The sequence below is a fragment of the Mycobacterium asiaticum genome (genome assembly GCF_001668675.1).
Taxonomy (GTDB): domain Bacteria; phylum Actinomycetota; class Actinomycetes; order Mycobacteriales; family Mycobacteriaceae; genus Mycobacterium; species Mycobacterium asiaticum_D.
The window spans coordinates 1-23,380 of sequence record NZ_LZKQ01000197.1 but is presented as its reverse complement, the minus strand read 5'-3'; the positions used below and the strand labels follow the sequence as shown (position 1 = coordinate 23,380).

Sequence of the window (23,380 nt, the reverse complement as noted above, 5' to 3'; positions counted from 1 at the left end):
CCCCCGCCAGGCGCCCCCCCTTCTTTCCCCCCCCGCGCCCCGGTGGTTGTTATCGCCCCCCGGGTGAGCCCCCCCCGCAAACCCCCCCCCCCCCGGGGGGGGGGGGGGGCTTTCGCGTCTGCTCGCGCCAACCCAGAGGCGGCTCTCTAGGCTTAGATGGTCGATGTGCAGAGGCGACCAACGGAGGTGCTCGCGTGAGATCCAGCGATATCCGGATCCGCGAGGCCAAGCCGAAGGATTACGCCAGGGTGGCGGCCATGCACTACCCGGCGTGGCGCCAGTCCTGGAATGGCATCGTGGCCACGCACGTGCTGGACATGATCGGCACCCCCAGGACGTGGGTGGACACGCTGTACCCGACCACTCTCAAGCGTGGCGGCTGGAGCATGTGGATGGCCGAGGCCCGCGGCAAATTGCTCGGGATGATCTTGTTCGGGCCGGACCTGTCGAACCCCAATGACATTCAGATCGACGCGCTCTACATCTCCGACGAGCACCAACGGCATGGCATCGGCGGCCTGCTGCTGAACAAGGCGCTGCGCGTCTTCCCCGACAACGACATGATTCTGTGGTGCGCCGACAAGAACCAGAAGGCACGCGACTTCTACGAGAAGAAGGGCTTCGAGCTCGACGGCCGCACCTACAGCTGGAAGCCACTGCCCGGCGTGAGTGTGCCGCACGTCGGCTACCGGCTGTATCGCGCGGCGCCGGTGGTGACCGGGCCACCGGCCATCGTCTCCCTGATCGCGCCGCCACCGACCCAGGCGGCGGAGCCGGAGGGGGCTGCGCCGGCCGAGGCGCCCGAACCGGAGCCAACCGACCCAACTCCCGTTGAGCCACCCACCGTCTCAGCAGAATCGCCAGTGACTGCACCGGCGGAGCCACGAATGGAAACGGCAGAGCTGCGAGTAGAAACGGTTGAGCCACAGGGGGAAACGCCAGATCCGCAGGCGGAAACACCAGCGCCGCAGGCGGAAACGCCTGAGCCGGTCGCAACACGGCCGGTGTCTCAAACGCCGGTGTCCGAAACGCCGGCGCAACCACCCGTGGTCACGCCGATCGAGCCGTACCCGCTGCAAGTCCCCCAGGATCAGCTCGACGATCTGCACCGACGCCTCAGCGCAGCACGCTGGCCTGCCGAAATCGTCGGGGCGGATTGGGATTACGGCACCGAACAGGCGTTCCTCAGGGATGTCGTCGACCATTGGCTGCACCGCTACGACTGGCGCGCCGTCGAAGCCGAAGTCAACGCCATCGGCTCGTTCGTCACCGAGGCCGCGGGTCAGCGGGTGCACTTCCTGCACGCCCGCTCCGACGAATCGCACGCCATCCCGCTGGTCATCACGCACGGCTGGCCAGGCTCGATCGTCGAGTTCCTCGACGCGATGCCGTTGCTGCAGAAGCGGTTCCATGTGGTGTTGGTGTCGATGCCGGGCTATGGCTTCTCCGGCCCGACCCGGGAGAAGGGTGTTGACGTCGCCCGCATCGCGGCTGCGGTTGACGATGTGATGTCGCAACTCGGCTACGAGCGCTACGTCGCCCAGGGCGGTGACTGGGGCGCCCTGGTCACCAAATACCTCGGAGAGCACTACTCGGGGCATGTCGCGGCGATCCACACGAACATGCTGTTCGCACCGCCCGACCAGAACGACCCCGAACTTTTGGCGAACATCACCGAGACCGAACTCGCCGCCATCTCGGCCAGTCTCGAGCGGGTCAAGGACGGCACCGCATACATGGAAATCCAGTCCACGCGCCCACATTCGCTGGGCTTTGGCCTCGACGACTCACCGCTGGGCCTGGCGGGCTGGATACTCGAGAAGTTCCACGCCTGGTGCGACATCCGGGAAGGCATGCCGATCCGCACCGATCGGCTCATCGACAACCTGATGTTCTATTGGCTGACCGGCACGGCAACGTCGGCGGCCCGGCTCTACTGCGAAGCCAGACGGGCCGGGACCTCGGCGCTCGACGAATGGACCGGTCGGGTGGACGTCCCCACCGGATACGCCGTCTACCCGGGCGAGCTGTTGCAGACACCGCGGGCCTGGGCCGCCGCACGCTACAACCTGGTGCACTACTCGGTGCACGAACGCGGCGGCCATTTCGCCGCGTTCGAACAACCCGGGCTGTTCGCCGCCGATCTGGCGCGATTCGCCGACGTCCTGCTGGACGAGGGTGTGTTCTAGGCGTCGATGACGACCCGCTCACCGTCGGAGCGCGAGACGCAGACCAGCATCTCGTCGTCACCCTCGGCGGTGCGGCCGCGCCGATCGACCTGCCCGGCAACGACTTTGACCTTGCACGTGCCGCAGAATCCCTGCTGACAGGAATAGGCGGTCGTCGGGTCGCGGTCGAGCATCACCTCGAGCGCCGAGCGATTCGCCGGAACGCTGAGCACCTCGCCGGATCGGGCGAGTTCCAATTCGAAAGGGGCACCGTCCACGATGGGCGCGGGGCTGAACCGCTCGTAGTGCAACGGCGCGTTGGCGTACTGGTTGCGGGCGACGCGAACGGCTTCCAGCATCCCGGCCGGCCCGCAGACGTACACCGCCGTCGCCGGCCCGGCATCGGCCAGCAGGTCCTCGACGGACGCGAAACCGCCGCGCTCGTCGTCGGCCCACACGGTGACGCGGTCGGGCGCGACCGCCAGCACCTCGTCCAGCAGTGGCATGTAGTCGCGGCTGCGGCCGGCATAGATTGCCCGCCAACTGATTCCGCGCTGCGCGGCCGCGCGAATCATCGGCAGGATCGGTGTCACGCCGATGCCGCCGATCACGAACAGCACGTCGTGCTCGGAGGTGCCGAGATAGAACGCGTTGCGCGGGCCTTCGAAAACCAGCGTGGAGCCCACCTCGAACGCGTCGTGCATCTCGATCGAACCGCCGCCGCCGTCGGGGATGCGGCGGACGGCGATGCGGTAGTCGGTGCGCCGTCCGGGCGGGCCGCACAGCGAGTACTGCCGGCGACGGCCCGAGGGCAACTGGACGTCGATGTGCCCGCCGGGCGTCCAGGACGGCAGCAGACCCCCGTCCGGGTCGGCCAAGGTCAGTGCGACCACATCAGGCGCGACGAGTGTGCGCTCAATGACCTTGGCGCTGTGCGTCCTTCGCACCACCGGCACCCGCGAAGGCTTCCACCGGGACGCCGCCGAGAGTGCGCCCATCACCGTGCGCACCCCCCACAGCACGGTGTAGAAGCGATCACGCTCGCGCCGCCGGTACAGATCGGCGGGCCTGCTCGTCCAAATGCTGTCCGGCACCGTCAATCCCTACTTCTGGCGGATATCCAGCCGGGCCAGCAGCCGGATCGCCGACGGACTGATCCGCCGCATCGCGTAACCCAGCCACGACTCCGGTGCCACCGGCAATACCGGCGGGCCGGTCTTGATGGATTTGACGATCGCCCGCGCGGTGGCTTCGGGGGTGAAGTTCCGCCGCCGGTACGTCGCGTCGGCCTTCGCCCGGGCCCGCTCCTGCTGTTCGGCCGACATCCCGGCGTACACGGTGCTTTTGGCGATGTTGGTGTTGACGAAGCCGGGACACACCGCGGTCACGGTGATGCCCTCGTCGGCGAAGTCGGCACGCAGCGCCTCGCTGAAGGCCAGCACCGCCGCCTTCGTGGTGGTGTAGGCGACCATGGATTTCGACGGCAGGAACGCCGAGGCCGACGAGATGTTGATGATCGTCCCGCCCTCGCCGCGCTCCACCATCTGAGCGCCGAAGGCCCGGCTGCCGGTGATGACGCTGCGTACGTTGACCGCCATGATGGCGTCCCAGTGTTCCGGTGTAGTCTCCAGGAACCGCCCGGCCATGCCGATCCCGGCGTTGTTCACCAGGATGTCGACCACGCCGTGCTTGTCACGCACTTGCGCGGCAAGGTCATTCATCGCCGCCTCATCGGTGACGTCGACCTGGTACACAGCGGCCTCGGCGCACGCGGCACGCACGGCGTCCGCGGTCTCGTTGGCGGCGGTCAGGTCCCGGTCCACGATCACCACCGTGTGGGCGCCGTTGCGGGCCAGTTCGACGGCGGTCGCGCGGCCGATGCCCGCGCCCGCGCCGGTGACCAGCGCCAGCTTTCCTCGGACATCCCTTGGGCCACTGCGCATCTGCGACGGCCCCGCATCCGGAACAGCACCATCGACGCGTTCGACCCACTCCCCGACCAATCGGGCGACCACATCGGGACGCGATGTCACCACCCAATGCCCGCCCTGCACCGGAACCACCCTGCCACCGGAGGTCATCGCGCCCATGAACCGCTGCAGCGCACCGGTGATGAATGCGTCCTTGCTTGGTACCAGCACCTGCACCGGGACGCCGGTCCGCGGCAGCTCGTCACCCGGTGACACCAGCGGACCCGGCAGGTTCTCCCGGTACAGGTTCAGCCCGTTGACATAGTCACCGATCGAGCGCGGCGGCGACTCGCGACGGGTTCGGATGCTCGACTGTCCGATGCGACCAAAAGCCTCAACGACTTTCACGCCCAGTCCGGAGCGGAAGGCCAGTTCAGGAACCCCCGGGCACAGGAAGAACCAGATGTATCCCGACGCCAGGATCTGCCGCGCCACCCCGGCGGCGGCCCGCGGCGCGCGGGCCGAATGCAGGAACCGGCCCGCGTACTCCAGATGGGGGCCGGAGATGGACGTAAAGGACGCCACCTTGGGTGAGACCGAGTCGTCCGTGACCGCCGCCCAGCCCTGCACCGAGCCCCAGTCGTGCGCCAGCAGATGCACCCGATCCACGCCGAGGCTGTCGATCACCGTGGCCACGTCGGATATCAGTTGCGGCAGCCGGTATCCGGAACGCTTTGCCGGAGACGATGATTCACCGGCGCCGCGGACGTCGTAGGCCACCACGTTGTAGCGCTGGGACAGCGCCTCGGCCACACCGTCCCAGATCCGGTGGTTGTCGGGATAGCCGTGAATCGCCAGAATCGTGGGGCGATCGGGATCGATGTCGTTGTACCGGTGCACCGCCAGGGCGACACCGTCGGACGCGGTAGCGATCGTCATAGGTCAGTGCGACGCCCGCGCGGCCGGCGACACGGCAAGGTAGTTCACGGCGCGGTCCAGCCCACCCAGCTCGGACGGGTGGAAGCCGGGCCGGTAATAGGACCCGACCACCCGGATCAACCGGAAGGGTCCGGGGACCAGGCCCCGGCGCGCCGCCCTGAAATAGTCGCGCCAGCGCGGCTTGGTGCCGGCCGGCACGCACGGGTCCACCGAGAACATGAACTTCACGCCGCGGATCCACAGCAGCAGCAGCACCGGTGTCACCGCGAACTGCGCCCGTACCTGCCGCCAATACCCGGCCCGCAGATGCTTCATCGTGTCGAACGCGACGGCCTTGTGCTCGACTTCCTCGGCGCCGTGCCAGCGCAACATGTCCAGCATCACCGGATGCGCACCCACCGCGTCCAGGGCCGGCGAATCCAGGATCCACTCGCCCAGCACGGCGGTGTAGTGCTCGATCGCCGAGATGAACGCGACCTGCTCGAGCAGCCAGCTGTGCCGGCGACGCTCGCTGCGATGGGGCCGCTCGCCGAGCAGTTGCTCGAACAGCCACCTGATCTGGTCGGTGAACGGGGTCAAGTCGACGCCTTGAGCGTCGAAGTGCGCCAGCACTCCCGAATGCGCCTGCGAGTGCATCGCCTCCTGGCCGATGAAACCCTGGACGTCCAGCCGCAGCTGGTCATCCTTGATCAGCGGCAGGGTCTTCTTGAAGACCTGGACGAAAAACTCCTCGCCGGCGGGCAGCAGCAGGTGCAGGACGTTGAGCACGTGGGTGGCCAACGGCTCGCCGGGAACATAGTGGAACGGCAGGTCAAACCAGTCGAACTCGACGTTGCGCGCCTCGAGGACGAGCCGCTCGTGGTCAGCGGCGTCCGATTCTCGGGAATGTGGGCCCACGGCCCGGTCATCGACGATCGACATTGTGGCCCCCTTGCCTCGCTTGAAGGCAAGTGTACTGAAACGGGCAGGTATGCGGTACCCGCGGTACTACCTTTTCTCGGCGCGCTCCTTGAGGCGCCGCAGCGTGATGTCGATGTTCTTGCGGTTTTCGGCGTCCCGGTCCGCGACGCCGGTGGCCTGTTTGGCGAGCTTGCGGAACCAGCCGGGCCGCCGATCCCAAGTGCTTTCGGTGACACGGCAGCCGCCGTCGGCCTGCGGCTCGATGTCGTACTGCCAGCGCGCGATGGGCAGCACCGTGTGCCGGACTTCGAACGCGAACGCACGTCCCGGGTCCGCGTCGGTCACCGTGCACTTGGTGGTCCAGCGCTTGCGACCGTTTTCGTTGTGGCCGACGAACACCGCCCCCTCGGTGACCGCCTCGCCCTTGCGCCATTCCATCGACACCGCCTCCTCGGCCAACTCGGCCAGGGTCGGAAGGTCGGTGATCATGCCGTACACCGCCTCCGGAGTGGCTGCGATCTGCACGGTTGCCGAAGCTGATGGTTCGCTCATCGGGCGATCATAGCCACGACTCCCATCCGCGAGAGAGTCGCGCACCCGCGCGATCTTCTACACAATTGAGGGGGACAACCCGATCTCCGGCAGGAGGCCAGCATGCGAGTAGGCATTCCGACCGAGGCCAAGAACAACGAGTTCCGGGTTGCCATCACCCCCGCCGGCGTCGCCGCGCTGACCCACCGCGGACACGACGTGGTGGTCCAGGCCGGCGCCGGTGAAGGATCTTCGATCACCGACGCGGAGTTCAAAGCGGCCGGCGCCCAGATGCTGGCCACCGCCGCGCAGGTATGGGCCGACGCCGATTTGATTCTCAAGGTGAAAGAGCCGATTCCAGCCGAATACGGCAACCTGCGACGGCATCAGACACTGTTCACGTATCTCCATCTCGCCGCGTCGCGGTCCTGCACCGAAGCCCTGCTGTCCGCCGGAACCACCTCGATCGCCTACGAGACCGTGCAGACCGCCGACGGCGCGTTGCCGTTGCTGGCGCCGATGAGCGAGGTGGCCGGACGGCTCGCCGCTCAGGTCGGCGCGTACCACCTGATGCGGACCCAGGGCGGGCGCGGTGTGCTGATGGGCGGGGTGCCAGGTGTCAAGCCCGCCGACATCGTGGTGATCGGCGGCGGCACAGCGGGTTACAACGCCGCCCGAGTCGCAAGCGGCATGGGCGGGTCGGTGATGCTGCTCGATGTCAACATCAACAAACTCCGGTTGCTGGACGCGGAGTTCGCCGGGCGAATCAGCACCCGCTACTCATCGCGCTACGAGCTCGAAGGTGCGGTCAAACGCGCCGAGCTGGTGATCGGCGCGGTTCTGGTGCCAGGCGCCAAAGCTCCCAGCCTGATCTCCAATTCCCTTGTCGCGGAAATGAAACCCGGGGCAGTGCTGGTGGACGTCTCAATCGATCAGGGCGGATGCTTCGAGGATTCCCGGCCCACCACCCACGACGACCCGACCTTCGCGGTGCACGACACGCTGTTCTACTGCGTGGCGAACATGCCCAGCGCGGTACCCAAGACGTCGACCTATGCGCTGACCAACGCGACCATGCCCTATGTGCTCAAGCTGGCCGACCAGGGTTGGCAGGGCGCGTGCCGGTCGGATCCCGCTCTGGCCAAAGGCCTTTCGACGCACGACGGAGCACTGGTGTCGGAGCAGGTGGCCGCCGACCTCGAGTTGCCGTTCACCGATCCGGCCACCGTGCTGGCAGCCTGATCGCCTACCGCACGTACGGGGCCAGGGCCGTGACGATATCGGCGGCCGGGCCGGTGGACGCCTCCCGGTAGGCTTCGCCCGCCCACAGATTCGTGCCGTGCGGATCCTCTTCCCGGATGGCTGCCGCCCGGATCGGCTTGGTCATCTGGTTCACCTCCGGATAACCCAGCGGCGCAACGTGATCCAGCAGCCGGGTGAAGTTGTTCGCCAGACCGCGGGCGTACCGGCCGGAGAACGCGCGGGTGACCACGGTCGAGTCGAATGCCGGGTTCTTCAGGGCGACGCGATAGGCCGGGTGCGTACCGGCTTCGTCGGCGAGCAGCAGCGCGGTGCCGACCTGCGCGGCGACCGCGCCCCGGCGCAGCACCGCCGCGATGGCTTCCACCGTGCCCAGCCCGCCCGCCGCGATCAGCGGCACGTCGTGGGCGGCGCCGATCCGGTCGAGCAGTTGGTGCAGCGACTCGGTACCCGGCTCCATGTCGGGGGCGAAGGTGCCGCGGTGCCCGCCGGCCGCGGGACCTTGGACCACCAGGTTGTCCGCGCCGGCCGCGACGGCCACGCCGGCCTCGTAGGCCGAGGTCACGGTGACCGATACCAGCAACCCCAGCGCGCTCAGCCGGCGGATGACATCGGGTGGCGGCGACCCGAAGGTGAAGGACACCATCTCGGGGCGGACATCGGCCACCACCTCGAGCTTGCGTTCCCAATCGTCGTCGTCGCCGTGGACGGGGTGGCCCACCTCGACGTGGTAATGATCGGCCACCTCTTCGAGGTCTTCGGCGTAGTACTCCAGTTGCACCCAGTCCGCGACGCTGGGCTGCGGCACGAACAGGTTAGCCCCGATCGGGCCGGTGGTCGCCGCGCGCGCTTTAGCGATGTCCTCGGCGAACTGCTCGGCGCTCAGGTAGCCCCCGGCGACGAAACCGAGGCCGCCCGCATTCGACACCGCCGCGGCCAGCGCGGGAGTACCCGGGCCGCCGGCCATCGGCGCACCCACGATGGGCGCGGCGATATCCCAAAAACCCAATACCATCGGGCTAACTTACCATCGCTCGAAGTTGTTGGGGCAGCTGTCGTTTCGCGCTGTAGGGGCCCAGGACGGCGGCGCCGAAGCGCTTGCTCAGCAGCCGCTGGGCGACGTCGTTGACCTCGTCGAGCGTGACCCTTTCGATCTGCCGCAAGGTGTGCTCGATGGTGCGGTGGGCGCCGTAGTTCAGCTCACTGCGGCCGATGCGGCTCATCCGTGACCCGGAATCCTCCAGACCCAGCACCAGCCCGCCGCGCAGGGAACCCTTGGCGATGCGGCATTCGTCCTCGGTGATGCCGTCGCGCGCAACCGATTCCAGCACCTCGCCGGTCACCCGCATCACGTCGGTGAACCGGTCCGGCAGGCACGCCGCGTACACCGAGAGCGCACCGCTGTCGGCGAAGATGTCCAGCGCCGAGTAGATCGAGTAGGCCAGGCCGCGTGACTCGCGAACCTCCTGGAACAACCGGGAACTCAGCCCGCCGCCCAGGGCGGTGTGCAGCACCGAGAGCGCCCAGCGGTGCTCCCAGCCGCGGCCCGGGGTGCGCACGCCCAGCGAGACATGGGTCTGCTCGGCGTCACGCTTGCCCAGCACCAGGCCCGGGTTGCCGACGATCCGGCCCGCCCCCTTGCGGGGCGCCGCCGGGCGACGGCCGCGGATCAACCGGTCGGTGAAATGCGTTCGCGCCAGCGCGACGACCTCGTCGTGATCGACATTGCCGGCCACGGCCACGACCATCCGCTCCGGGGTGTAGCGCCGCAGGTGAAACGAGTGCAGCTGCGCACGCGACATCGAAGACACCGACTGCGCGCTGCCGATCACCGGCCGGCCCACCGGGTGGTCCCCGAACAGCGCCGTCATGAACATGTCGGCCAGCGCGTCCTCGGGGTCGTCGTCGCGCATCGCGATCTCCTCGAGGACGACGTCGCGTTCCAACTCGACGTCGTCGGCCGCGCACCGGCCGTTGAGCACCACATCGGAGACCAGGTCGACGGCCAGCGCCAGGTCACTGTCCAGCACGTGCGCGTAGTAGCAGGTGTGCTCCTTGGCGGTGAACGCGTTGAGCTCCCCGCCAACGGCGTCCATCGCCTGCGCGATGTCCACCGCCGTGCGGGTTGGCGTCGACTTGAACAGCAGGTGCTCGAGAAAGTGCGCCGCGCCGGCCACCGTGGTGCCCTCGTCGCGCGAACCCACCCCGACCCAGACGCCGACCGATGCGGACCGCACCGCGGGCAGGTATTCGGTTACGACGCGCAGACCGCCGGGCAGGGTGGTGCGGCGCACTCCTCCTTTTTCCGGAGCCGGGGCGCCCCCGGGGTCAGCTGCTGACCGTCGCGGCATCTGCGGCTGGCGCTGCTCCGGAGTCGGCGGTCGCGGCGCCGGCGCTGTCGTCTTCCACCAGGACCAGCGAGATCTTGCCTCGCTTGTCGATGTCGGCGATCTCGACGCGCAGCTTGTCGCCGACGTTGACCACGTCCTCGACCTTGGCGATGCGCTTGCCCTTGCCCAGCTTGGAGATGTGGACCAAGCCGTCGCGACCCGGCAGTAGCGACACGAACGCACCGAAATCGGTTGTCTTGACGACGGTTCCGAGGAACCGCTCGCCCACCGTCGGCAGCTGCGGGTTGGCGATGGCGTTGATCCGGTCGATCGCGGCCTGGGCGGACGGCCCGTCGGTGGCCCCGACGAACACGGTGCCGTCGTCCTCGATGGAGATCTGCGCGCCGGTCTCCTCGGTGATCGCGTTGATCACCTTGCCCTTGGGTCCGATGACCTCGCCGATCTTGTCCACCGGCACCTTGATGGTGGTGACGCGGGGCGCGTACGGGCTCATCTCGTCCGGGGCATCGATCGCCTCGGCCATCACCTCGAGGATGGTCAGGCGCGCGTCCTTGGCCTGGGCCAACGCACCCGCAAGCACCTGGGACGGAATGCCGTCCAGCTTGGTGTCCAGCTGCAGCGCGGTGACGAAGTCCTTGGTGCCGGCGCACTTGAAGTCCATGTCGCCGAACGCGTCCTCGGCACCCAGGATGTCGGTGAGGGTGACGTAGCGGGTCTCACCTTCGACCTCGTCCGACACCAGTCCCATCGCAATGCCGGCCACCGGCGCCTTCAGCGGCACCCCGGCGTTCAGCAGCGCCAGCGTGGACGCACAGACCGAACCCATCGAGGTGGAGCCGTTGGAGCCCAGTGCCTCCGACACCTGCCGGATGGCGTAGGGGAACTCCTCGACGCTGGGCAGCACCGGCATCAAGGCGCGCTCGGCCAGCGCGCCGTGCCCGATTTCGCGCCGCTTGGGCGAGCCCACCCGGCCGGTTTCACCGGTCGAATAGGGCGGGAAGTTGTAGTGGTGCATGTACCGCTTGGAGGTTTCCGGTCCCAGCGAGTCGATCTGCTGGGCCATCTTCATCATGTCCAGCGTGGTGATGCCCAGGATCTGGGTCTCGCCGCGCTCGAACAGGGCGCTGCCGTGCGCCCGCGGCACCACCGCGACCTCGGCCGACAGTGCGCGGATGTCAGTGATCCCGCGGCCGTCGATGCGGAAGTGGTCGGTGAGGATGCGCCGGCGGACCAGCTTCTTGGTCAGCGAGCGGAACGCGGCGCTGACCTCTTTCTCCCGGCCTTCGTAGGTCCCGGCGAGCCGCTCGAGGACCTCGGCCTTGAGCTCGTCGGTGCGCTGATCGCGCTCGGCCTTGCCGCCGATGCTCAGCGCCCTGGCCAGCTCGTCGGTGGCCACCGAGGCCACCGAGTAGTACACGTCTTCTTCGTAGGCCGGGAAGACCGGGTAGTCGCTGGTGGGCTTGGCGGCCGCGTCGGCGAGCTCCTGCTGCGCGGTGCACAGCGCGGAGATGAATGGCTTGGCGGCTTCCAGCCCCTCGGCGACGACGGTCTCGGTCGGCGCCTGCGCGCCGCCCTCGATGAGTTCGATGACGCTTTCGGTGGCCTCGGCCTCGACCATCATGATCGCGACGTCCTTGCTGTCACCGTCGCCGACGATGCGGCCCGCGACCACCATGTCGAACACGGCACGCTCGAGTTGCTCGACGGTGGGGAAAGCGACCCAGGTGCCGTCGATCAGAGCGACGCGCACGCCGCCGATCGGCCCGGAGAACGGCAGGCCACCCAGCTGGGTGGAGGCCGACGCCGCGTTGATCGCCAGCACGTCGTACAGGTCGTTGGGGTCCAGGCTCAGGATCGTCACGACGACCTGGATCTCGTTGCGCAGGCCGTCGACGAACGACGGGCGCAGCGGGCGGTCGATGAGCCGGCAGGTCAGGATCGCGTCGGTGGACGGGCGGCCCTCGCGGCGGAAGAACGAGCCGGGGATGCGACCGGCGGCATACATCCGCTCTTCGACGTCCACCGTCAGCGGGAAGAAGTCGAAATGGTCCTTGGGGTTTTTGCTGGCGGTCGTCGCCGACAGCAGCATGTTCTCGTCGTCGAGGTAGGCGACGACGGCGCCGGCGGCTTGTTGGGCCAGGCGGCCGGTCTCGAAACGGACGGTGCGGGTACCGAAGCTTCCGTTGTCGATCGTGGCGGTCGTCTCGAACACACCTTCTTCAATTTCAGTCGCAGACATGACGTCAGTGCGGCCTCTCTGTCATTCAGCTGTTTCGCGAGTCGGTGCGCAACACGAAGCGTGCTCGGCGAGAGCACCAAGAAGCGGAGTCTGAATGCGGCTACGGCCATCGATCGAAGCGGCCGACCTTCCCTCTTAATCCCGGGGAGCCCGGCAGCCACTACCGAAGACCGCCCGATCAGACCGGGCTGCTCGCTCGCGACATGCTCAGCGACTCGCTGGAACGGCACATGCGGATCTGCGTGGACCGTACCAGCTGTTCGGGCCGACACGGCCCAGAACGTCCTAACTGTACACCGGGTACCCCCGACCTCTACGAATCTACGTGCGAGGTCCGTTGCTGACGTCTTCGACGCACACGGCGAACCGGCGCGCCGGGTAGGCGTAGCCGAGCCCGCTGGCGCACTGGTCGACGCTGACGGGCGCATTGAGATCACGCAGGATCTGAGTGGCGCGATGCCGGTGCGGCACCGAGGCATCGCCGCAGTCGACGCGGACCGGGTCGGTGCGGTGGTGCGGGTCGACGCTCATGCAACCGCCGATCACCCAGTCGATGTCCAGGCACAGCGTGTTGCGGTCGCCGCTCATCGAGTTGTGCGCCGTGTAGTAGGAGTCCACGTCGGTCGGGCATTCGGCCCGGTCACCGACGAGAGCCGCAACCTTGAAGTTGGACTGGGGGCCACCGCACAGGGCCTTGGCGGCTTCCGGACGGTCGGGCGTCCCGCCGAGACTGAGACACTCCCCCACTTTGAATTCGGTCAGGTTGGGTACTTTGTTCCCCGCCGAACACCCCGTCAATGCGCCGACCACGCCGGCTAGCGCGATCAGGGCGCGCATCGCGCCACGGTTCAGCGGCGCAGACCCAGGCGCTCGATCAGCGAACGGTAACGCTCCACGTCCACCTGTGTGAGGTACTTGACCAGCCGCTTGCGGCGCCCCACCAGCAGCAACAAGCCGCGGCGCGAGTGGTGGTCATGCTTGTGGACTTTGAGGTGCTCGGTGAGGTCCGCGATGCGCTTGGTCAACAGCGCGATCTGCGCCTCCGGCGATCCGGTGTCGGTCTCGTGCAGACCGTAGGACTTCAGAATTTCTTTTTTCTGCTCGGCAGTAAGCGCCACGAAACAACTCCATCAATAGGTCCGCGATCAGGATTTTCCCGGCGCGGCCACCGCGAACCGCAGCACGCGCCGATGTCGTCGGGCAGTCTAGCAGCGCGCCCCGGTCACCGACTAACTCAGCAGCGCACGGGTCCGCTCGGTGTCGTTGCCGATCTCTTTGATCAGGTCGGGCACCGAGTCGAACTTCAGCTGGCCGCGGATGCGGGCGACGAAGTCCAGCGCGACGTGCTGGCCGTACAGGTCCGCGTCGGCGTCCAGGACGAACGCCTCCACCGTGCGGGTGCGGCCGGAGAACGTCGGATTGGTGCCGACCGACACCGCGGCTTGGTAGCGCTCGCCGGGGACGACGGTGCCGGTGGCCGGCCCGTGTCCGAGCACCGTGAACCAGGCGGCGTACACGCCGTCGGCCGGGATCGCGGCATACATAGGCGGCGCCACGTTCGCGGTCGGATAGCCCAGCTCCACACCGCGCCCGTAGCCGCGCACCACCACACCCTCGACGCGGTGCGGGCGGCCCAGCGCCTCGCTGGCCGCGCCCATGTCGCCGGCGTCCACACAGGACCGGATGTAGGTCGACGAGAACGTCACGGTCTCGTTGCTGTGGTGTTCGGACAACAGCGACATCGACTCGACCGCGAACCCGAACCGCTCACCCGCGCGGCGCAGGGTCTCGACGTTGCCCGCCGCCTTCTTGCCGAAGGTGAAGTTCTCACCCACCACCACCTCCACCACGTGCAGGTTCTCGACCAGCAGCTCGTGCACGTAGCGCTCGGGAGTGAGCTTCATGAAGTCGGGCGTGAACGGCATGACCAGGAAGACGTCGATGCCGAGCTCCTCGACCAATTCGGCGCGGCGGGTCAGGGTGGTCAGCTGCGCCGGGTGGCTGCCGGGGTAGACGACCTCCATCGGGTGCGGGTCGAAGGTCATCAGCACCGACGGCACGTCGCGGGCACGAGCCGCTTTCACCGCGTGCGCAATCAGCTCGGCATGCCCCCGGTGCACACCGTCGAAGACCCCTATGGTCAGCACGCATCTGCCCCAGTCCGTGGGGATCTCGTCCTGGCCACGCCACCGCTGCACGATCGCAAGCCTACGGCGTGACCGTCCGCGACAAATCTCGTGGCAGGCAACCCGCCCGCCGCGACGCGGATTTAGGCCTGCGTTGCCTAAGATTTGTTGTTGTGAGGGCTGACGAAGAGCCTGGCGGGCTCACCGCGGTCGCCCAGGACTACCTGAAAGTCATTTGGACGGTCCAGGAGTGGTCGCCGGACGGGGCTCCGCAGAAGGTGAGCACCAAGCTGCTGGCCGAAAAGCTCGGGGTGTCCGCCAGCACCGCCTCGGAGTCCATCCGCCGCCTCGCCGAGCAGGGTCTGGTCGACCACGAGAAATACGGCGCGGTGACGCTGACCGAGTCGGGACGGCGCGCGGCGTTGGCGATGGTGCGCCGGCACCGGTTGCTGGAAACGTTTTTGGTCGACGAGCTCGGCTACGGCTGGGACGAGGTGCATGACGAGGCCGAGATCCTCGAGCACGCCGTCTCGGATCGGATGATGGCCCGGATCGACGCCAAGCTGGGCTTTCCCCAGCGCGATCCGCACGGTGACCCAATCCCGGCCACCGACGGTCAGGTGCCTACCCCGCCGGCCCGGCAATTGTGGGTCTGCGACGACGGCGACACCGGAAAGATCGCCCGCATCTCCGACGCCGACCCGGAGATGCTGCGGTACTTCGACAGCGTCGGCATCAACCTGGACTCGCGGGTGCGGGTGCTGGCCCGCCGTGAGTTCGCCGGGATGATCTCGGTGTCGATCGAATCCGACGACGGCGCGGCGACCACCGTCGATCTGGGCAGTCCGGCGGCCCGGTCGATCTGGGTGGTCGGCTAGGCCCTACCGCTCGGCGCGCTGGTAGGCGGTGACGACGGCCGCGCCGCCCAGACCGATGTTGTGCTGCAGCGCCGCCGTCACATTGTCGACCTGACGCTTGTCGGCGGTGCCGCGCAGCTGCCAGGTCAATTCCGAGCACTGCGCCAGCCCGGTCGCCCCCAGCGGGTGTCCCTTGGAGATGAGCCCGCCCGAAGGATTGACCACCCAGCGTCCGCCGTAGGTGGTCTGGTCGTCGTCGATCAGCTTCGGGGCCTCGCCTTCGCCGCACAGGCCGAGCGCTTCGTAGAGCAGCAGCTCGTTGGCGGAGAAGCAGTCGTGTAGCTCGATCACCTGGAAGTCCTCCGGGCCGAGCCCGGACTGTTGGTAAACCCGTTGCGCCGCTTGCACATTCATGTCATGACCGATGATGTTGCGGGCGCTGCCGTCGAAGGTTGACTCGAAGTCGGTGGTCATCGCCTGACCCACGATCTCCACGGCCTGGCCGGCGAGGTCGTGCGCAGCGACGTACTCCTCGCTGGCCAGCACCACCGCGGCCGAACCGTCGGAGGTGGGCGAGCACTGCAGTTTGGTCAGCGGATCGGAGATCATCTTCGCCGCCAGGATGTCGTCGAGGGTGTACTCCTCCTGGAACTGCGCGTACGGGTTGTTGACCGAGTGCCGGTGGTTCTTCAGGCCGATCTTGGCGAAGTGCTCGGCGGTGGTGCCGTACTTCTTCATGTGCTCGCGCCCGGCCGCCCCGAACATCCACGGCGCCACCGGGAAGGCGAATTCGTCGATCTCGGCCAGCGCCTTGACGTGCCGGCCCATCGGCGATTCCCGGTCCTGGGCGCCGCCCTGCAGCGCCCCGGGCTGCATCTTCTCGAACCCCAGCGCGAGCACGCAGTCGGCCAGGCCACCGCGAATCGCTTGCGCGCCAAGGTATAAGGCGGTGGAGCCCGTCGAGCAGTTGTTGTTGACGTTCACGATCGGGATGCCCGTCATGCCCAGTTCGTAGAGGGCGCGCTGCCCGGAGGTGGAGTCACCCGAGCAATACCCGACGTAGCCCTGCTCGATCTCGGAGTAGTCGACCCCGGCGTCTGCTAGGGCTTTGGTGCCGGACTCCTTGGCCATCTGCGGGTAGTCCCAGCCTTCGCGGCGGCCCGGCTTCTCGAATTTCGTCATCCCGACACCGACGACGAATACTTTGTTGGCGCTCTTACTAGGCATCGTTGCCCCTTCCCACGCGGCTGAGCACAGTCTGCCAAACCGCTCCGGCGCCGAACGTGGCGCCTATGGCGGCGCGGAGGCCGTTTCACCTACCGCAGGCCCACGCTCGGCGCTACAGAGTGGCCGGGCGAATCACCACCACCGACCTGGTCCGCTCCCCCTCGTCCCGCAACAGCGCGATGACCCGGCCGTCGGCGTCGCTGGCTGCGTAAACGCCGTCGATTCCGGCGGCGGTGAGCGGCCGGCCGTTGGCGGTCGCGTCGACCTCTTCGGCACCGAGATCGCGGCGGGGAAACATCAGCAGGCAGGCCTCGTCCAGGCTCAGGCTCAGCCGCGGGCGCTCCGCGAGCTCGTCGAGCGACACCGCCCGGCTCAGGTGGAAGCGGCCCACCCGGGTGCGCCGCAGCGCCGTCAGGTGACCCCCCACCGCCAGCGCATCGCCGAGGTCGCGGGCCAGCGCCCGGATGTAGGTTCCCGACGAGCAGTCGACGGCCACGTCGAGGTCGACGACGTCCGGCCCGCGCCGCACCGCGGTGATGTCGAAGCGGTCGATGCGCACCGGCCTGGCCTGCAGCTCGACGGCCTGGCCTTCGCGGGCCAATTGGTAGGCCCGGCGGCCGCCGACCTTGATCGCGCTGACCGCCGAAGGGATCTGGCTGATGTCACCACGCAGGTTCGCGACGGCGGCCGCTATGGCCTCGCCGGTGCTGTGCTCGGTCGAAACCGATTGCAGCAGTTCACCTTCGGCGTCCTCGGTAGTTGTCGACTGGCCCAGCCGAATGGTGGCGGTGTAGGACTTGTCGGTTGCGGTCAATAGGCCGAGGATCTTGGTGGCCCGCTCGATGCCGACGACCAGCACCCCGGTGGCCATCGGGTCCAGCGTGCCGGCATGCCCCACCCGGCGGGTGGCGAAGATGCGCCGGCAGCGTCCCACCACGTCATGACTGGTCATCCCGGCCGGCTTGTCGACGATCACCAGGCCGGGGCCGGGCGCGCTCACAGCACGATCGCCGTCAACACCAAACCCCGCTCCACCGACCAACGTCCGGCCAGCGATGCCAGCGGCGGGCCGGACAGGGCGGCGGGGTCGATCAGGATGCGTGAGACGAACCGGCCGCTGTCGGCCGAATCGGCCGCAAAGGTGATGTGCGCGTCCTCGAAGCCCAGCCACCGCTTGGTCAGCGGAAACCAGGCTTTGTAAGTGGCTTCCTTGGCGCAGAACAAGATTCGGTCCCAGTGCAGACCGTCCGGCATGGCCTGAGGAATCTCGGCGCGCTCGGCGGGCAGGCTGATCGCGTCCAGCACGCCGTTGGGCAACACGTCGTGCGGTTCGGCGTCGATGCCGACCGACCGCACCGCCTCGCTGCGCCCGACGACCGCGCCCCGGTAGCCGGTGCAGTGGGTCAGGCTGCCGACGATGCCGTCCGGCCAGCATGGTTCGCCCTTGTCGCCCTTGAGGATCGGCGCCGGCGGCACACCCAGTTCGCCCAGCGCGACGCGTGCGCAGTGCCGGACGGTGATGAATTCGCTGCGCCGCTTGGCCACCGATTTGGCGATCAGCGGCTCCTCCTCGGGCAGTGGCGTGAGCCCCGGCGGATCCGTATACAGCTCGGCGTAGCCCATGTCCCCGGCCAGCGTGTTGGGCAGCAGCGGCGATACCAGCGTGCGCGCCGTCACCGGTTCTGCCGCTGCCGCAACCGTTCCCGGAACTGGGTGGCCTGCGCCCTCATCTCGGGGGTGATCACGAAGTGACCACCGAAGTCGTTCAGGTAGCCGGGTGCGTACTGCGGATCCGGCAACACCTGGCGCAACCAGCTGTAGGGCTTGCGGCGCCGCCACTCCCGCGGGTAACCCACCGACACCTCCTCGAACCGCACATCGTCATACCAGGTCGTCCGCGGAATGTGCAGGTGACCGTAGACCGAGCACACCGCGTTGTAACGGGTGTGCCAGTCGGCGGTCAGGGTGGTTCCGCACCACAGCGAGAACTCCGGATAGAACAGCGCCTCGCAGGGTTCACGCACCAGCGGGAAGTGGTTGACCAGCACGGTGGGCTGCATCCAGTCCAGCTCCTCCAGCCGGGCGCGGGTCTTGGCGACCCGTTCGCGGCACCACGCGTCGCGGGTGGGATACGGCTCCGACGAGAGCAGAAACTCATCGGTGCAGACCACATTCCGCTCTTTCGCGATGGCCAGGCCCTCGGCCTTGCTGGCGGCACCGGCAGGCAGAAATGTGTAGTCGTAGAGCAGGAACATCGGCACGATGGTGGCCGGCCCGCCCCGTTCGGTCCATACCGGGAAAGGGTGCTCGGGAGTGACGACACCCATCTCGTCGCACATGTTGACCAGGTAGTCGTAGCGATCGCGGCCGAAGATCTGCATCGGGTCCCGGTTGGTGGTCCACAGTTCGTGGTTGCCGGGCACCCAGATCACCTTGGCGAAGCGCCTGCGCAGCAGATCCAGCGCCCAGCGGATCTCGTCGGTGCGTTCGGCGACGTCGCCGCACACGATCAGCCAGTCGTCCGGCGACGAGGGGTGCAGCGACTCGGTGACGGGCTTATTGCCCAGGTGTCCGGTGTGCAGGTCCGACACCGCCCACAGCGTCGGCTGTCCCCCACCGCCCGACTCATGCCCTGCCACGGTTATCCACCCTAGCGACGAGGTGAATGGTTTCGCTGTGACGTTGCGAACGCTACTTGTACACTCCCGGCAATAGGACTGCCGAGAGCAGGGGGTGTCGTGTTTGCCAAGGTACGCCTGGCTGCAGCGCTGAGCGCGCTGGTCACCGCGATCATGGTGGGCTTAGCGGGCTGGCACTACCAGGCGCCCCCGGCCGGCCGCGGCGCCATCGAGTTGCGCTCGACCGCGCAACCGATGGAAACCACCATGAAGAGCCCGATCGTGGCGACCAGCGATCCGAGCCCTTTCGACCCCTGCACTGACATCCCGTTCGACGCCGTCCAGCGGCTCGGCCTGGCCTACACACCTCCGCAGGCGCTGGAGGGACTGCGTTGCCAGTTCGACGCCGGCAATTACCAGGTTGCGGTCGAGCCGATCATCTGGCGCACCTACGCCCAGACGTTGCCGCCCGACGCCATCGAGACCACGATCCAGGGCCACCGCGCCGCCCAGTACTGGGTGCTCAAGCCCACCTACCACAACAGCTTCTGGTACATCTCCTGCATGGTCACCTTCAAGACCGACTACGGGGTGATCCAGCAGTCGTTGTTCTACTCCACGGTCTACTCGGAGCCGGACGTCGACTGCCCGTCCACGAATCTGCAGCGCGCCAACGAACTCGCTCCGTTCTACAAGTTCTGAGTCGATTTCCTAACCTGGGAATGTGAGCATCACTTCCCTGCGGCGCGACCAGGCACGGTTGCGCCCACTGAGCACCGGCGGCCGGTTCGCGCTGGGCGCGCTGGGCGCGGCGTTGCGTCTGCCCCGCGCCAGCACCCGGTTCACCGTCACCCGCGTCGAGATCCCGATGCGCGACGGCGTCCGCCTGGTTGCCGACCATTACGCACCCCAGACGGCTACTCCCGCCGGCACCCTGTTGGCGCGGGGTCCGTACGGGCGCACGTTGCCGTTCTCGCTGGCATTCGCGCGGTTGTACGCCGCCCGCGGCTACCACGTCGTCCTGCAGAGCGTGCGCGGCACCTTCGGGTCGGGCGGCGAGTTCGAGCCGATGGTCAACGAAGCCCCCGACGCCGCCGACACGGTGGCGTGGCTGCGTCAGCAGCCATGGTTCACCGGCCGCTTCGCGACGATCGGGGTGTCCTACCTCGGCTTCACTCAGTGGGCGCTGCTTGACGATCCGCCACCCGAGCTGGCCGCGGCGGTGATCACGGTGGGGCCGCACGATTTCCAGGAATCCGTGTGGGGCACCGGGTCGTTCTCGGTCGACTTCCTGGCCTGGAGCGAACTGGTCTCGCGCCAGGAGGATCCGCGCCGGCTCCGGGCCTTGATTGCCCGCATCCGCGCCCCCCGCAAAGTGTCCCGCGCCGCCAGCGAGGTGCCGCTGGGTAAATCGGCCCGCAAGCTGCTCGGGGCCGGCGCGCCCTGGTTCGAGTCGTGGCTGGAACACACCGAAGCCACCGACCCATTTTGGGACCGGATGCGCTTCCCGGGCGCACTGGACCGGGTGTCGGTCCCGGTGCTGTTGCTGTCGGGCTGGCAGGACATCTTCGTGCGCCAGACGATCCAGCAGTACCGGCACCTGCGGGACCGTGACGTCGACGTCGCACTGACGGTGGGTCCCTGGACGCACATCCAGATGCTGACCAAGGGACTGGCGATATGCGTGCGGGAGACCCTGGATTGGCTGGACACCCACCTGGGCGACGCGCCGGTGGCGCGGCGCCCGAGCCCCGTCCGCGTCTATGTCACCGGACGGGGGTGGCGCCACCTGCCGGACTGGCCGCCGGCGACCACCGAACGGTCGCTGTACCTGCAGCCCTACGGCCACCTGGGCGACACCCCGCCCGAGATCAACACCCGGCCGGCCAACTTCCGCTACGACCCGGCTCATCCCACTCCGACCACGGGCGGCCCGCTGCTGTCGCCCAAGGGTGGCTACCGGGACGACACGGAGCTGGCGCTGCGCGACGACGTGCTCAGCTTCACCGGGGCCGCCCTGGACGCCGACCTCTACGTGTACGGCAGCCCGGTGCTCGAGTTGTCGCACAGCTCCGACAATCCCCACGCCGACCTGTTCGTCCGGGTCAGCGAGGTCGACGCCAAGGGCCGGTCCCGGAATGTGAGCGACGGTTACCGGCGGCTGGCCGACGGCGAACGCACCGTGCGCATCGAGCTGGATCCGATCGCGCACCGGTTCGAGGCGGGATCCCGCATCCGCGTGTTGATCGCGGGTAGCTGGTTCCCCCGCTATGCCCGCAACCTGGGCACCGGCGAACCGTTGCTGACCGGGCGTGAGCTGCGGGCGGCCACCCATTCGGTGCACTTCGGGGATTCGCGGCTGCTGCTGCCCGCCGGCTCAGCCGACGGCCTCGCGGACCCGGGCGGCGATGTCGGCTAGCGCGGCGTCGTCGTGCACCGGCTGAGCCAACGCGGGTTCGACGGGCAGCTGCACCCAGCTGGTGCAGCCCGCATAGTCCGGGGTACGGCTCAACCGCACCGGCTCGGTGAGCGGGGCCGCGGCGACGACGAGCACGGCGAGCTTGTGTTTGGGCCGGAAGTCGAGCCGGTCCGCGCGCACCGACTCCGCCGTCCAGATGTGCAGGTCCTCGATCCGTTCCAGGCCGTCCGGCCGGTTGACCGGCAGCGCCGCAACGACTTTGGCCGCTGCCCGCACGACGATGTGTTCGTCCGTGCTGTCGTCGGCCGCGGGTTCAAGCAGGTCCCGGTGCTCGGGCCGGACCCGCTGCGCGTGGCTGTGCGCAGTCGTCGGGAACAGCAGGAATTCCCGGGCGGCCACCTCGAACCGCTTTTCGCCGATGCCGCCCTTGCGCAGCAGGATGGTCTGGCGCCCGTCAAGTAGCGCATGCACGGCGGCGCTCCACTCCTTAAGCGCCGGCCTCACTGCGATCCCGCGAGCCGGGCGATGACCTCGGGCCGGCGCAGTGGCGGGACGGTCCTGGGCGGCTGGCGACGTTGCGGCAAGGCGTCCAGCAGCCGGGCGGTGGTGGCGGTGACCTCGGCGACCGCCGCTTCGAACGCGTCAGCGTTGGCCACCGACGGACGCGTGATCCCGCTGACCTTGCGGACATACTGGCGCGCCGCGGCCGCGATCTCCTCGGCGGTGGCGGGCGGTTCCAGCCCGCGCAGTTCGGTGATGTTCCGGCACATGCTTTCACGATAGGCGCCGCGGTGGGTTGCGTTGGGTTGCGCGAGCAGACGCGGAAGCCCCCGACACGCTGCGCGTGCGGGTGCTTTCGCGTCTGCTCGCGCCCGGGGGTGCCCATGCCGGCGACCGGCGCGTGGCTACGGTGAACGTCATGACCGACGACATCCTGCTGATCGACACCGACGAGCGGGTACGCACCCTGACCCTGAACCGACCGCAGTCCCGCAACGCGCTGTCCTCGGCGCTGCGGGATCAGTTCTTCGGCGCGCTGGCCGACGCGGAGAGCGACGACGCCGTCGACGTCATCATCGTCACCGGCGCCGACCCGGTGTTCTGCGCCGGACTGGACCTCAAAGAGCTGGGCGGCCAGACCGCGCTGCCGGACATCTCGCCGCGGTGGCCGGCGCTGACCAAGCCGGTGATCGGCGCGATCAACGGCGCCGCGGTCACCGGCGGCCTGGAGCTGGCGCTGTACTGCGACATCCTGATCGCCTCCGAGCAGGCGCGGTTCGCCGACACCCACGCCAGGGTAGGCCTGCTGCCGACCTGGGGGCTCAGCGTGCGGCTGCCGCAGAAGGTGGGCGTGGGCCTGGCCCGGCGGATGAGCATGACCGGCGACTACCTGTCGGCCGCCGACGCCCTGCGCGCGGGCCTGGTCACCGAGGTGGTTCCGCACGACCAGCTGTTGCCCACCGCCCGGCAGGTCGCGGCGTCTATCGTCGGCAACAACCAGGACGCGGTCCGCGCGCTGCTGGCGTCCTACCACCGGATCGACGACGCACAGACCAGCGGCGGGCTCTGGTTGGAGGCCACCGCGGCACGCCAGTTCCGTACCAGCGGCGACGACATCGCCGCGAACCGCGAGGCGGTGTTGCAGCGGGGACGCTCGCAGGTGCGCTAACCCGGGTCGCCGCCGTTAAGCCGAGCTCACGCGGGTTTCAGTTCGGCTGTCAAAGAGGCGCACCTCGTTCGGGTGCGGCACGATGGCCAACTCCTCCCCCACCCGCACCGCCGTGCGACGGTCGGTGCGGAACACGATTCGTTCGGCGAGCGACGCCCAGCCCTCC

General features: G+C 68.3%; 22 protein-coding genes and 1 pseudogene. 6 read left to right on the top strand and 17 right to left on the bottom strand.

All coding sequences use genetic code 11. The features are described 5' to 3' along the window. The first annotated feature begins 194 nt into the window (after window positions 1-194). Window positions 195-2,189, top strand: a complete 1,995-nt coding sequence (locus A9X01_RS31425; protein ID WP_081282429.1) for an alpha/beta fold hydrolase — start codon at window positions 195-197, stop codon at window positions 2,187-2,189. Here the strand turns inward: A9X01_RS31425 and A9X01_RS16990 are convergent. The 4 genes from A9X01_RS16990 to A9X01_RS16975 form a co-directional block, all read right to left on the bottom strand. Further along, window positions 2,186-3,268: a PDR/VanB family oxidoreductase gene (locus tag A9X01_RS16990; protein ID WP_065121854.1), complete on the bottom strand. Its 1,083-nt coding sequence runs from the start codon at window positions 3,266-3,268 to the stop codon at window positions 2,186-2,188. The genes A9X01_RS31425 and A9X01_RS16990 overlap by 4 nt on opposite strands. Before the next feature lie 3 nt (window positions 3,269-3,271). After that, window positions 3,272-5,017 (bottom strand): SDR family oxidoreductase, encoded by a 1,746-nt coding sequence (locus A9X01_RS16985; RefSeq protein ID WP_065121853.1) that lies wholly within the window; start codon window positions 5,015-5,017, stop codon window positions 3,272-3,274. Window positions 5,018-5,020: 3 nt separating this feature from the next. Then, a complete protein-coding gene (locus A9X01_RS16980; protein WP_065121852.1) occupies window positions 5,021-5,938 on the bottom strand; it encodes a metal-dependent hydrolase in 918 nt (305 codons plus the stop codon). A 66-nt stretch (window positions 5,939-6,004) separates the two neighbouring features. Beyond that, complete coding sequence (locus tag A9X01_RS16975) at window positions 6,005-6,469, bottom strand: SRPBCC family protein (RefSeq protein ID WP_065121851.1); 465 nt, start codon at window positions 6,467-6,469, stop codon at window positions 6,005-6,007. Between the two features lie 102 nt (window positions 6,470-6,571). On the opposite strand from A9X01_RS16975, the gene ald reads away from it, so the two are divergent. Next, window positions 6,572-7,690 (top strand): alanine dehydrogenase, encoded by a 1,119-nt coding sequence (gene ald, locus A9X01_RS16970; protein ID WP_065121850.1) that lies wholly within the window; start codon window positions 6,572-6,574, stop codon window positions 7,688-7,690. Window positions 7,691-7,694: 4 nt separating this feature from the next. Here the strand turns inward: ald and A9X01_RS16965 are convergent, their stop codons facing one another. The 6 genes from A9X01_RS16965 to A9X01_RS16940 form a co-directional block, all read right to left on the bottom strand. Continuing rightward, window positions 7,695-8,723 carry a nitronate monooxygenase gene (locus A9X01_RS16965; RefSeq protein WP_065121849.1) on the bottom strand — a complete coding sequence of 343 codons (1,029 nt, stop codon included), beginning with the start codon at window positions 8,721-8,723 and terminating at the stop codon, window positions 7,695-7,697. A 4-nt stretch (window positions 8,724-8,727) separates the two neighbouring features. Continuing rightward, a complete protein-coding gene (locus A9X01_RS16960) occupies window positions 8,728-10,059 on the bottom strand; it encodes a M16 family metallopeptidase (RefSeq protein WP_065121848.1) in 1,332 nt (443 codons plus the stop codon). Then, entirely contained in the window at window positions 10,037-12,298 is a 2,262-nt protein-coding gene (locus A9X01_RS16955; protein ID WP_065121847.1) for a polyribonucleotide nucleotidyltransferase, read from the bottom strand. The genes A9X01_RS16960 and A9X01_RS16955 overlap by 23 nt, the downstream gene beginning before the upstream one ends. 321 nt (window positions 12,299-12,619) lie before the next feature. After that, the gene (gene lppU, locus A9X01_RS16950; protein ID WP_065121846.1) at window positions 12,620-13,135 is read right to left on the bottom strand and encodes an LppU family putative lipoprotein; all 516 of its coding nucleotides are present in this window, start codon (window positions 13,133-13,135) and stop codon (window positions 12,620-12,622) included. 11 nt (window positions 13,136-13,146) lie between these two features. Beyond that, the gene (gene rpsO / locus A9X01_RS16945) at window positions 13,147-13,416 is read right to left on the bottom strand and encodes a 30S ribosomal protein S15 (RefSeq protein WP_036354818.1); all 270 of its coding nucleotides are present in this window, start codon (window positions 13,414-13,416) and stop codon (window positions 13,147-13,149) included. 111 nt (window positions 13,417-13,527) lie between these two features. Then, window positions 13,528-14,496: a bifunctional riboflavin kinase/FAD synthetase gene (locus tag A9X01_RS16940; protein WP_065121845.1), complete on the bottom strand. Its 969-nt coding sequence runs from the start codon at window positions 14,494-14,496 to the stop codon at window positions 13,528-13,530. 101 nt (window positions 14,497-14,597) lie between these two features. Between A9X01_RS16940 and mntR the strand changes: the two genes are divergently transcribed. Further along, entirely contained in the window at window positions 14,598-15,302 is a 705-nt protein-coding gene (mntR, locus tag A9X01_RS16935; protein WP_065121844.1) for a manganese-binding transcriptional regulator MntR, read from the top strand. A 3-nt stretch (window positions 15,303-15,305) separates the two neighbouring features. Here the strand turns inward: mntR and A9X01_RS16930 are convergent, their stop codons facing one another. The 4 genes from A9X01_RS16930 to pptH all read right to left on the bottom strand — a co-directional run bounded on the left by A9X01_RS16930 (window position 15,306) and on the right by pptH (window position 19,147). Continuing rightward, window positions 15,306-16,538: a lipid-transfer protein gene (locus A9X01_RS16930; RefSeq protein WP_301336941.1), complete on the bottom strand. Its 1,233-nt coding sequence runs from the start codon at window positions 16,536-16,538 to the stop codon at window positions 15,306-15,308. Window positions 16,539-16,620: 82 nt separating this feature from the next. Beyond that, on the bottom strand, window positions 16,621-17,508 hold the full coding sequence (gene truB, locus A9X01_RS16925) for a tRNA pseudouridine(55) synthase TruB (protein WP_065121842.1): 888 nt from the start codon (window positions 17,506-17,508) through the stop codon (window positions 16,621-16,623). Continuing rightward, the gene (gene pptT / locus A9X01_RS16920) at window positions 17,505-18,185 is read right to left on the bottom strand and encodes a 4'-phosphopantetheinyl transferase PptT (RefSeq protein WP_155772131.1); all 681 of its coding nucleotides are present in this window, start codon (window positions 18,183-18,185) and stop codon (window positions 17,505-17,507) included. The genes truB and pptT overlap by 4 nt, the downstream gene beginning before the upstream one ends. Continuing rightward, window positions 18,182-19,147, bottom strand: a complete 966-nt coding sequence (gene pptH, locus A9X01_RS16915) for an ACP phosphodiesterase PptH (protein ID WP_065038177.1) — start codon at window positions 19,145-19,147, stop codon at window positions 18,182-18,184. Before pptH ends, pptT begins: the two co-directional genes overlap by 4 nt. Before the next feature lie 99 nt (window positions 19,148-19,246). Between pptH and A9X01_RS16910 the strand changes: the two genes are divergently transcribed. Both A9X01_RS16910 and A9X01_RS16905 read left to right on the top strand, forming a co-directional pair. Then, on the top strand, window positions 19,247-19,828 hold the full coding sequence (locus A9X01_RS16910) for a DUF3558 domain-containing protein (RefSeq protein ID WP_065121841.1): 582 nt from the start codon (window positions 19,247-19,249) through the stop codon (window positions 19,826-19,828). Window positions 19,829-19,850: 22 nt separating this feature from the next. Then, entirely contained in the window at window positions 19,851-21,545 is a 1,695-nt protein-coding gene (locus A9X01_RS16905; protein ID WP_065121840.1) for a CocE/NonD family hydrolase, read from the top strand. Here A9X01_RS16905 and A9X01_RS16900 read toward each other — a convergent pair. Both A9X01_RS16900 and A9X01_RS16895 read right to left on the bottom strand, forming a co-directional pair. Next, complete coding sequence (locus tag A9X01_RS16900; protein ID WP_065121839.1) at window positions 21,504-22,049, bottom strand: DUF1802 family protein; 546 nt, start codon at window positions 22,047-22,049, stop codon at window positions 21,504-21,506. The two genes, A9X01_RS16905 and A9X01_RS16900, sit on opposite strands and share 42 nt — an antisense overlap. Continuing rightward, on the bottom strand, window positions 22,046-22,315 hold the full coding sequence (locus A9X01_RS16895; protein WP_065121838.1) for a DUF2277 domain-containing protein: 270 nt from the start codon (window positions 22,313-22,315) through the stop codon (window positions 22,046-22,048). The genes A9X01_RS16900 and A9X01_RS16895 overlap by 4 nt, the downstream gene beginning before the upstream one ends. A gap of 149 nt (window positions 22,316-22,464) precedes the next feature. On the opposite strand from A9X01_RS16895, the gene A9X01_RS16890 reads away from it, so the two are divergent. Then, entirely contained in the window at window positions 22,465-23,214 is a 750-nt protein-coding gene (locus A9X01_RS16890) for an enoyl-CoA hydratase (protein WP_065121855.1), read from the top strand. 15 nt (window positions 23,215-23,229) lie between these two features. Here the strand turns inward: A9X01_RS16890 and A9X01_RS29970 are convergent. Continuing rightward, window positions 23,230-23,380 (bottom strand): annotated as a pseudogene (locus A9X01_RS29970) (ABC transporter ATP-binding protein); the annotation flags it as partial.